This window comes from Phenylobacterium sp. (assembly GCF_044236515.1).
Lineage (GTDB): Bacteria > Pseudomonadota > Alphaproteobacteria > Caulobacterales > Caulobacteraceae > Phenylobacterium.
The window spans coordinates 1-9,476 of sequence record NZ_JBIIGK010000117.1 but is presented as its reverse complement, the minus strand read 5'-3'; the positions used below and the strand labels follow the sequence as shown (position 1 = coordinate 9,476).

The window sequence follows — 9,476 nt, the reverse complement described above, 5'->3', positions numbered from 1 at the left end:
GAGAACCTGACGCTCGCCGCCGCCCTGCGCTACGAGCACTTCTCCGACTTCGGCTCGACCACCAACTGGAAGCTCTCGGGCCGCTACGAGTTCAGCCCGGCCTTCGCCGTTCGCGGCGGCGTCAGCACCGGCTTCCGCGCCCCGACGCCCGGCCAGCTCTACAGCATGTCCGGCGGCACGACCTTCATCGGCGTCACCCCGCTCGACAGTCTGACCCTGCCCGGCGACCACCCGGCGGCGCTGGCCTTCGGCGGCAAGGCGCTGACGCCGGAGAAGTCGACCAACCTGTCGGCCGGCGTGGTCTTCACGCCCGGCGGCGGCTTCAACCTCACCGTCGACTACTACAACATCAAGGTCGAGGACCGGATCGGCCTGACGACGCCGATCAACGTCACCACCGCGGCGCAGCGCGAGATCCTGCGTCTCGCGGGGGTCACCAACTATGCGACCCTCGGACGCTTCGCCTTCTTCACCAACGGCTTCGAGACCCGCACCCAGGGCGTCGACATCACCGGCAGCCACCGGATGGAGACCGGCTACGGCTCGTTCAACACCATCCTGGCCGTCAACTACAACGCGACCAAGGTCCTGAGCCGGGCCGCTGGCGTCGTCGACGACATCCGCAAGAACAACCTCGAGGAGCTGCTGCCCAAGTGGCGTGCGACCCTGACGGAGAACTGGTCGATGGGCCGGTTCGGCGTCACCGCCCGCGGCTACTACTACGGCAGCTTCACCAGCTGGGTGCTGCCGGCTGACGGCGGCCCGCTCAAGATCGGCTCCGAGTTCGTGGCCGACCTGGAAGCCCGCTACGAGGCGACTGACAACATCACGGTCGCGCTGGGCGTCGAGAACCTGTTCGACAACAAGCCGGACCTGAACATCCGGGCCCGCAACGCCTATCCGCCGCAGCCGGCCGGGACCCCGGTCTCGAACTGGTTCGAGCCCACCCAGGCGACGGTTAGCGGCCAGCGCTACGTCGACTCCTCGCCGTTCGGCTACAACGGCGGCTTCTGGTACGTGCGCCTGAACGCCAAGTTCTAGGCCGAAGGCCCAGATCCAGGGCTGAGAGAAAAATTCGGCCCGGTCGCTTCGGCGGCCGGGCCTTTTTCTTCGCGGCGCTTAAGCCGTCTGGATCGGCGGCTGGAACAGGCCGGCGGGCGAGGCGGTGAAGATCTCCACGCCAGTCTCCGTCACCCCGACCGAATGCTCGCACTGGGCCGAGAGCGACTTGTCGCGGGTCACCGCCGTCCAACCGTCCGACAGCAGCTTCACGCCATATTTTCCGAGGTTCACCATTGGCTCGACAGTGAAGAACATGCCCGGCCGCAGCAGCTCGCCTGTGCCCGGCTGGCCGTAGTGCAGGATGTTCGGCGCGTCGTGGAACACCCGGCCGAGGCCATGGCCGCAGAAGTCCCGCACCACGGAACAGCGCTGGGCCTCGACATAGGCCTGGATCGCGTGGCCGATGTCCCCGGTCCGCGCGCCGGGCTTCACGGCGGCCAGGCCGAGCGCCAGGGACTCATAGGTCACGTCGACCAGCCGCTTGGCGCGCGGCGAGACGGCGCCGACGCCGTACATCCGGCTGGTGTCGCCATGCCAGCCGTCGACGATGACGGTGACGTCGATATTGACGATGTCGCCCTCGCGCAGCACCCGCTCGCCCGGAATACCGTGGCAGACGATGTGGTTGGGGCTGATGCAGGTCGTCTTGGTATAGCCGCGATAGCCCAGGCAGGCGGGGATCGCCTGGTGGTCCAGGATGAATTCGCGGGCCAGCTCGTCGAGCTTCTCGGTGACCACCCCGGGAACCACATGCGGAACCAGCATGTCCAGGCACTCGGCCGCCAGCCGGCCCGCTCGCCGCATGCCCGCGAAGTCCTCGGGCGTGTGGATCTTGATCTGGCCGGTGCGGTGGTCGGCGTCGAGGGTGTCGGTCATCCGCCCTATGTCGCAAGCCGGGCAGGCAGTTTCAACGTCACGTGGCCATAAGGCCTTCCGGGGCCGGGGCCGGGGCGGGCGTCGCCGGCTCGTCGGAGGCGTCGCGCAGCGAGCCGCAGTCCGGCGGCGAGGCCGGCGGTTCGACCCCGCCGAAGCCCATGCTCAGCGCCCGCCAGCCGCCGGTGTCGTCTTCGGGCTTGGGAATAGCCGCGCTGCGCACCGCGGCGCTGGCCAGGGCGTCGACCTCCAGATTGCCCGACGATTCGATGACGATCGCATCGGCGATCCGCAAGGGATCGACGCCCCAGCGCACGCACAAGCCGACGACGCCGACCGGCGGCGCCTCGGCGGGTGCGGCCGTGGCGGGCGCCGCGACGGCCGACCCGGCGATCATCAGGGCGAGGGTAAGAGCGCGGACGGGCTTGGTCATGTTGCGTGTCTCCAGCAGGCAAACACGCAAACCCGCTCAGCGATCCCGGATCACGGGCACGTGGCTGGCGGCCGCAGCGCCCACACCGCCAGCGCCGCCGCGCAGGCCAGGCTAAGCGCCGCGCCGGCCAGGAACGTCGCCTGCGGCCCAACCCCGTCCCAGAGCAGGCCGGCGACGAGGTTCCCCGCCGCCGCCACCAGGCCGGAGATCAGCGCGAACACCCCGAAGGCCGAGCCGCGCAAATGCGGCGGCGCAACGTCGGCGATCAGGGTGGTCAGCAGGCCGGCCGAAAAGCCCATGTGCAGGCCCCAAACGGCCACGCCGACCAAGTAGAGGGCGATCCCGTCGCTGAGGCCAAGAATCAGGTCGGCGCCGGCCAACATCACGAGGCTCAGCACGAGCATTCCCCGCCGCCCGACCCTGTCCGACAGCACCCCGACGGGGAAGGCGGCGAGGCCGAACACCAGGTGCAGGACGACGATGGCCAAAGGCGAGAAGGTCGCCGATATCCCCGCCTCGAGGCCCTTCAGCACCAGGAACGCCTCGCTGAACCGCGCCGCCCCGACCAGGGCCGCGATGCCGATCACGGCCCAGGTCGCCGCGTTCAGACCCACCGCGCCCTTCAGGTCCGGCGGCCGCTTGGCCGACGCGTCCGAGGCCGGCGGGTCGGCCGTGCCGATGGCCAGCAGGACCACGGCCGCGAACGCCGGGATCGCCGCCACCCAGAACACCTGCCGCACGTCGCCGGCGAACAGCGCCATCAGCCCGATGGCCAGCAGCGGTCCGACGAAGCCGCCCACCGTGTCCAGAGACTTGCGCAGGCCGAACGCGCGGCCGCGGATCTCGGCCGGCGTCACGGCCGCCATCAGCGCGTCGCGCGGCGCGGAGCGGATACCCTTGCCGACCCTATCCAGGCCCTTGGCCGCCACCACGCCGCCGACGCCGGTCGCGAGGGGGAAGATCAATTTGGAGACCGCCGCCAGCCCGTAGCCGACCACCGCAAGCCACTTCGGCCGCGCCGTCCGGTCGCTGACATAGCCGGCCAGGAACTTCACCGCCGTCGCCACGACGACGGCGAACCCCTCGACCGCCCCGATCAGCGTCGCCGACGCGCCCAGCGCCGCGACCATGAACACCGGCAGCAGCGTCTGGATGGTCTCCGACGAGACGTCCATCAGCAGACTCACGAAGCCGAGGACCCAGACCGTGCGGGGAATGGCGGTTTTGCTCATCCGGCCGCTATGGCGCAGCTTCGACGACGGTGTCTAGCCGAGGCGTCGGCCCAGCTTCACGCCGCCCACGTCGATGTCGCAGCCGTAGACCAGCACCTCGACGCCCTGCGCCTGCACCTCGGCCAGGGCGGCGGCGAACTTCGGATCGCAATCGGCCGCCGGCGCAAAGCGGTGGCAGTCGGTCCGCTGGACGACGAACAGGGCCACCGCCCGGTCGCCGGCCTCAGCCATCGCCGCCAACTCGCGCAGATGCCGCGTCGAACGCGCCGCCACGCAGTCCGGGAACTCCGCCAGCCCGGCCTCGCGCATCAGGTGGACATTCTTGATCTCCAGCCAGCATCGCGGCCGGTCCGGCGCCTCCAGCAGGAAATCCACCCGCGACGCCTCGCCGTACCGCACCTCGCGCCGATGGACAGCATAGCCCGCCACCTCCGGGATGGCGTCCGCCGCCAACGCCTCGGCGACGATGCGATTGGGGTGCAGGGTGTTGATGCCGACCAGGCCGCCATCGACCTCGACCAGTTCCAGGGTGTGGGCCAGCTTGCGTTTCGGATCGTCCGAGCGCGACAGCCAGCAGGCCAAGCCCGGCGCGTTAAGGCCCAGCATCGCACCGGGGTTCGGGCAGTGGGCGGTGATCGCCTCGCCGTCTTCGGTCACCACGTCGGCGAAGAAGCGCTTATATCGTTGGACGAGAGTCGCGCGGCGAAGGGGCGAGGGGAACTGCACGCCCCTCTCTAGCGCTCGGCGCGGCAGGCCTGGAAGGAGCGAATATGGCGGACGTCGACGATCGGGTGACCGCGGCGGTGCTGATCATCGGCGACGAGATCCTGTCCGGCAGGACCCAGGACACGAACCTGCGCGACATCGCCCGCTACCTGGGCGTGCTGGGGGTCGACCTTGCCGAAGCGCGCACCGTGCCGGACGTTCAGGACGAGATCGTGGAGGCGCTGAACGCCCTGCGGTCGCGCTACGACTATGTGATCACCACCGGCGGCATCGGGCCGACCCACGACGACATCACCGCCGACGCGGTGGCCGCCGCCTTCGGCCTCGAACTCTACGAGCACCCGGAGATCCTGGCCCTGATGGAGGCTCGCTGGGGCGTCGAGCTGAACGCCGCCCGGCGGCGCATGACCCGGGTGCCGGTCGGCGCCGACCTCGTGAAGAACCCGGTCCAGGGGCCGCCCGGCTTCACCATCGGCAACGTCTTCGTCCTGGCCGGCGTGCCGGCGATCATGCGCGGCATGCTGGAGGACGTCGGCCCGCGGCTGCGCGGCGGCCGGCCGACCATCGCCCGGACGGTGCGGGTCGAGCAGTCGGGCGAGGGGACCATCGCCGCACCGCTGGAAGCCGTCGCCAAGGCCCATCCGCAGATGTCGCTTGGCAGTTATCCGTTCTTCGGCCCTGACGGTTTCGGCTCCAATCTCGTCCTGCGCGGCCGCGACGCTGAAGAAGTCGCCGCCACCGTCGCCGAACTGATCGCCGCCCTGCGCGAGGCCGGCGTCACCCACATCGTCGAGATCGATCCGGCGGCCTGAGCCGCCTCGCGCATCGGGCGGGGCTGTGGCATCAACGCGGCGATGCGGACGTGGCGAAACTGGTAGACGCAGCAGACTTAAAATCTGCAGCCCGAAAGGGAGTGCGGGTTCGACCCCCGCCGTCCGCACCAATCCTCCCGAAATCGTGCCGCCCGCCTTGCAAGTCTGTCGGCAGAAATAATAGGCTGCACGTACTAACCAAGGGAGGTTGGACGTGATCCAGCAAGCCGAGGCGCGCACCCAGCCCCAGACCACCGGGCCACAGAACACCTGGCCGCAAAACGCCTGGTACGTCGCCTGCACCTCGGCGGAGTTGGCGGTGGGCGAGGGCGCCAAGCCGCTGGGCCGCCAGATCTGCGGCGAACGAGTCGTCTTCTACCGCGACGGCGAGGGCCGGGTGGCGGCGCTTGAGGACTTCTGCCCGCACCGCGGCGCGCCGCTGTCGCTCGGCTTCGTGCGCGACGGCCATCTGGTCTGCGGCTACCACGGCCTGGTCATGGGCTGCGAGGGCCGCACGGTCTCGATGCCCGAACAGCGGGTCGACCGCTTCCCGACGATCCGCCGCTTTCCGACGATCGAGCGCTACGGCTTCGTCTGGATCTGGCCGGGCGATCCCGAGCGCGCCGACCCCGCCAAGCTGCACCACCTGCCCTGGGCCGAGAGCCCGGACTGGGCCTATGGCGGCGGGCTCTATCACATCCAGTGCGACTACCGGCTGATGGTCGATAACCTGATGGACCTGACGCACGAGACCTACGTCCACGCCGGCAGCATCGGGCAGAAGGAGATCGACGAGGCCCCGGTCGAGACCCTCGTCGAGGGCGAGGAGGTGATCACCCGTCGGTTCATGGAGGGCGTCTCCGCGCCGCCATTCTGGCGCATGGGCCTGCGCGGCGCCGGCCTGCCGGAGGACTCCGTGGTCGACCGCTGGCAGATCTGCCGCTTCAACCTGCCCAGCCACGTGATGATCGAGGTCGGCGTGGCCCTGACCGGCCAGGGCGGCTACGCGGCCGACCGTTCCGTCAAGGCGTCGAGCATCGTCGTCGACTTCATCACCCCGGAGACCGAGACCTCGCATTGGTACTTCTGGGGCATGGCCCGCAACTTCGCCGCCGACGACGCGGCCCTGACCGACACCATCCGCGAAGGGCAGGGGAAGATCTTCTCCGAGGACCTGGAGATGCTGGAGCGCCAGCAGCAGAACCTGCTGCGCCATCCCGACCGCCGCCTGCTGAAACTCAACATCGACGCCGGCGGCGTCCGCTCCCGCATGCTGATCGACAAGGCGATTCGCGAGGAGCAGGGGGCCTGACCTTTCGGGGTCATGGCCGGGGTGTGAACCCCTAGTCCGTGAACACCACCGTCTTCCTGCCGTTCGGCAGCACGCGGTCCTCCAGCGTCCAGCGCACCGCCCGGGCCAGCACCCGGCGCTCGATGTCGCGGCCCTTGCGGATCAGGTCGCGCGGCTGGTCGCGGTGGCTGATCCGCTCCACGTCCTGCTCGATGATCGGCCCCTCGTCGAGGTCGCCGGTGACGAAGTGCGCCGTCGCCCCGATCAGCTTCACCCCGCGGGTGTGCGCCTGGTGATAAGGCCGCGCCCCCTTGAAGCCGGGCAGGAACGAGTGGTGGATGTTGATGCAACGGCCTTCCAGCTTCTGCGCCAGCTCGTCCGACAACACCTGCATGTAGCGGGCGAGGATGACGAGGTCGGTCCTCGTCTCCTCGATCAGGGCGAAGAGCTGAGCTTCCTGCTGCGCCTTGGTCTCCGGCGTCACAGGCAGGTGGTGGAAGGGAATGCCCTTCAGGTCGGTGTGCGGGAAGGTGCTGGCCGGGTGGTTCGAGACCACCGCCGAGATGTCCATCTTCAGCTCGCCCTGGCGCCAGCGCCAGATCAGGTCGGCCAGGCAGTGATCGGTCTGCGAGGCGAGGATCATCACCCGCCGCTTCTGGTTCCTGTCGCGCAGGGTCCAGTCCATCGACAGGGCGCCCGCCAACTCGGCGAAGGCGTCGCGCAGCGCGTCCGGACTGTCGCCTTCTCCGAGGTCGAAGACCACGCGCATGAAGAAGCGGCCAGTCTCGGCGTCGTCGAACTGCTGGGCGTCCAGGATGTTGGCCCCCCGCTCGTAGAGCAGTGCGGCGACGCGGGCGACGATCCCGGTACGGTCCGGGCAGGAAAGCGTGAGGATCATTGGTCTTCCGTCAGCCGGACGATGTGGGCGAGCGCCAGCTCGTACCCATGCACGCCCAGGCCGGTGATCATTCCCTTGGTGGCGGCCGTCAGCAGCGAGTCGGCTCGCCAGTCCTCGTCCCGCCGGTGGATGTTGGAGATGTGGACCTCGATCACCGGGCACTCGCAGGTCTTGAGCGCGTCGAGGATCGCCACCGAGTGGTAGGAGAAGCCTGCCCCGTTGATGATCAGGCCGGCCGACTTGCGGCCCTCCTGGATCCAGTCCACCAGCTCGTGCTCGGCGTTCGACTGCCGGAACACCAGCTCCAGCCCCGCGCGCTCGGCGATCCGGCGGCAACGCGCCTCGACGTCGGCCAGGGTGTCGCGGCCATAGATCTCCGGCTCGCGCTGGCCCAGCAGGTTCAGGTTCGGGCCGTTCAGGATGTAGACGGTCGCCGCCATGGTCGGGTCCCCCTCCAGGTGACGGTGCCATACCCGATCCGCCGCAGGGATGTCATCCTGCGCGACACAAACGGATTCGGCGCTCAATCGTTAAGGTTGGAGAGCCTGCACCCGAGGGAACCATGCCGACGCTCGACTATACCTATATCAGCGCCCTGGCCTACGACTGGGGCCCGGCCGTGCTCGCCGCCGTGGCGATCCTGGTGGTCGCCCACTTCGTGGCCAAGGCGGTGCAGTGGGGCCTGGCCCGCGCCGTCGACCGGCTGCCGGGGATGAAGCGCCACAACGAGGGGGTCGGCCCGAAGCAGACCATCGGCTACCAGCTCGGCCAGCTCGGCTACTGGCTGGTGCTGCTGATCGGCGTCGTGGGAGCCCTGTCGGCGCTCGGCCTGACCGAGATCGTCACGCCGCTGAACGGCCTGCTGGTCGAGGTGATGGCCTTCCTGCCGAACCTGATCGGCGCGGTGGTGATCTTCTTCGTCGGCCTGGTGGTCGCCACCCTGGCGCGGCGGGTGGTGGAAGCGGCGCTGAACGTCGCCCACGTCGACGGCTGGCTGGAGCGGGCGGGTCTCGCCCGCCTGACCGGCGCCTCGGGCCTGGCGCGCACCTTCGGCACCCTGGTCTTCGTCCTGATCATCATCCCGGTGACCATCGCCGCCCTCCAGCAGCTCGGTGTCAGCGCCATCTCCGAGCCGGCGGTGGCGGTGCTCTCCACCGTCCTCGACGCCCTGCCGCGGCTGATCGCGGCGGCCATCGTCCTGGCCATCGCCTATCTGATCGGCCGCTGGGTGGCCGGTCTGATCGAACAGCTCCTGCCCTCGCTGGGCTTCGACCGCAGCCTCCAGGCGCTGGGCGTCGGCGGCCCGTCGGCGACCGATCCGGCCCAGACGCCGGAGGCCCCGCCGGCCGGCGGCATCACCCCGTCGGTGGTCGTCGCCCGCCTCGCCCTGGTGGCGATCATGCTGTTCTCGGCGGTCGAGGCCGCCCGCCTGCTCGCCTTCGCCGCCATCGCGGTCATGCTGACCGAGGTGCTCGAGCTCGCCGGCCACGTGCTGTTCGGCGGGGTGATCATCACCATCGGCGTGCTGATCGGCAATTTCCTCGCCGACCTCATCGACCGCTCGACCGACGGCGCCGACAGCTTCGCCTCGACCATCGTGCGCTGGGCGACCATCGCCCTCGCCACCGCCATGGGCCTCCAGTTCATGGGCATCGCCAACGAGATCGTCATCCTCGCCTTTGGCCTGGTGCTGGGCTCGGCGGCGGTGGCCGCGGCCCTGGCCTTCGGCATCGGCGGCCGCGACGCCGCCGGCCGCCTGCTGGAGCGCTGGACCAGGCAGGTCGAGAACCGCCCAAAGCCCCCGGTCCGCCGCACCCACGTTCGCCCGCCGCCCCGCACGCCGAAGCTCTAGGGTCCTCTTTCCCCGGCTCGCTTTGCGGGGGGACGAGGAGGTGGGCGACACAACCCGCTAAAAAACCTCCACAATTCGCAGCGACGCGGGCTTGACCTCAGAAAACCTCAACCCGCGTTTATCAAATCCCACTTATCAGATAGAATTTAGCGGTCTAATCGGCTCCTCGTTCAAGACCCACAAAGGGAACCGGGGATGACCACCTACTCGCGCCGCGTCGCTGTCCACACCGCTCTTCTGGCGACGCTGCTCTGCGGGGCCGCGACGGCCGCGCTCGCCCAGCCGGCTCAGAACGCT

General features: G+C 69.5%; 10 protein-coding genes and 1 tRNA gene. 5 read left to right on the top strand and 6 right to left on the bottom strand.

All coding sequences use genetic code 11. The features are described from left to right. On the top strand, nt 1-1,041 hold a 1,041-nt coding region (locus tag ACILRF_RS11825), incomplete at its 5' end, for a TonB-dependent receptor domain-containing protein (RefSeq protein WP_395673110.1). 78 nt (nt 1,042-1,119) lie between these two features. Here ACILRF_RS11825 and map read toward each other — a convergent pair. The 4 genes from map to sfsA are packed head-to-tail and all read right to left on the bottom strand — an operon-like array spanning nt 1,120 to nt 4,326. After that, on the bottom strand, nt 1,120-1,938 hold the full coding sequence (gene map, locus ACILRF_RS11820) for a type I methionyl aminopeptidase (protein WP_395673108.1): 819 nt from the start codon (nt 1,936-1,938) through the stop codon (nt 1,120-1,122). Nucleotides 1,939-1,975: 37 nt separating this feature from the next. Beyond that, on the bottom strand, nt 1,976-2,368 hold the full coding sequence (locus ACILRF_RS11815; protein WP_395673106.1) for a hypothetical protein: 393 nt from the start codon (nt 2,366-2,368) through the stop codon (nt 1,976-1,978). A gap of 50 nt (nt 2,369-2,418) precedes the next feature. Continuing rightward, entirely contained in the window at nt 2,419-3,600 is a 1,182-nt protein-coding gene (locus ACILRF_RS11810) for an MFS transporter (protein ID WP_395673104.1), read from the bottom strand. Nucleotides 3,601-3,633: 33 nt separating this feature from the next. After that, the gene (sfsA, locus tag ACILRF_RS11805) at nt 3,634-4,326 is read right to left on the bottom strand and encodes a DNA/RNA nuclease SfsA (protein WP_395673102.1); all 693 of its coding nucleotides are present in this window, start codon (nt 4,324-4,326) and stop codon (nt 3,634-3,636) included. A 44-nt stretch (nt 4,327-4,370) separates the two neighbouring features. Here sfsA and ACILRF_RS11800 point away from each other — a divergent pair, with 44 nt between their 5' ends. From ACILRF_RS11800 to ACILRF_RS11790, 3 genes are all read left to right on the top strand, one after another. Beyond that, nucleotides 4,371-5,138, top strand: coding sequence for a competence/damage-inducible protein A (locus ACILRF_RS11800; protein ID WP_395673100.1), 768 nt, complete (start codon nt 4,371-4,373; stop codon nt 5,136-5,138). Between the two features lie 44 nt (nt 5,139-5,182). Next, nucleotides 5,183-5,269 (top strand) — tRNA-Leu (locus tag ACILRF_RS11795). Between the two features lie 86 nt (nt 5,270-5,355). After that, nucleotides 5,356-6,450 carry a Rieske 2Fe-2S domain-containing protein gene (locus tag ACILRF_RS11790; protein WP_395673112.1) on the top strand — a complete coding sequence of 365 codons (1,095 nt, stop codon included), beginning with the start codon at nt 5,356-5,358 and terminating at the stop codon, nt 6,448-6,450. A gap of 31 nt (nt 6,451-6,481) precedes the next feature. On the opposite strand, the gene purU is transcribed toward ACILRF_RS11790, so the two are convergent. Next, entirely contained in the window at nt 6,482-7,327 is an 846-nt protein-coding gene (purU, locus tag ACILRF_RS11785; protein WP_395673098.1) for a formyltetrahydrofolate deformylase, read from the bottom strand. Then, nucleotides 7,324-7,767 (bottom strand): type II 3-dehydroquinate dehydratase, encoded by a 444-nt coding sequence (locus ACILRF_RS11780; protein ID WP_395673096.1) that lies wholly within the window; start codon nt 7,765-7,767, stop codon nt 7,324-7,326. The genes purU and ACILRF_RS11780 overlap by 4 nt, the downstream gene beginning before the upstream one ends. A 122-nt stretch (nt 7,768-7,889) precedes the next feature. On the opposite strand from ACILRF_RS11780, the gene ACILRF_RS11775 reads away from it, so the two are divergent. Then, on the top strand, nt 7,890-9,179 hold the full coding sequence (locus tag ACILRF_RS11775) for a mechanosensitive ion channel (RefSeq protein ID WP_395673094.1): 1,290 nt from the start codon (nt 7,890-7,892) through the stop codon (nt 9,177-9,179). Nucleotides 9,180-9,476: the final 297 nt, after the last annotated feature.

What these genes read in the sequence shown, in the direction of transcription:
- ACILRF_RS11775 (WP_395673094.1), top strand. Translation starts at nt 7,890, where the DNA reads ATGCCGACGCTCGACTATACCTATATCAGCGCCCTGGCCTACGACTGG.
- ACILRF_RS11810 (WP_395673104.1), bottom strand. Translation starts at nt 3,600, where the DNA reads ATGAGCAAAACCGCCATTCCCCGCACGGTCTGGGTCCTCGGCTTCGTG.
- purU (WP_395673098.1), bottom strand. Translation starts at nt 7,327, where the DNA reads ATGATCCTCACGCTTTCCTGCCCGGACCGTACCGGGATCGTCGCCCGC.
- ACILRF_RS11815 (WP_395673106.1), bottom strand. Translation starts at nt 2,368, where the DNA reads ATGACCAAGCCCGTCCGCGCTCTTACCCTCGCCCTGATGATCGCCGGG.
- map (WP_395673108.1), bottom strand. Translation starts at nt 1,938, where the DNA reads ATGACCGACACCCTCGACGCCGACCACCGCACCGGCCAGATCAAGATC.
- ACILRF_RS11800 (WP_395673100.1), top strand. Translation starts at nt 4,371, where the DNA reads ATGGCGGACGTCGACGATCGGGTGACCGCGGCGGTGCTGATCATCGGC.
- ACILRF_RS11780 (WP_395673096.1), bottom strand. Translation starts at nt 7,767, where the DNA reads ATGGCGGCGACCGTCTACATCCTGAACGGCCCGAACCTGAACCTGCTG.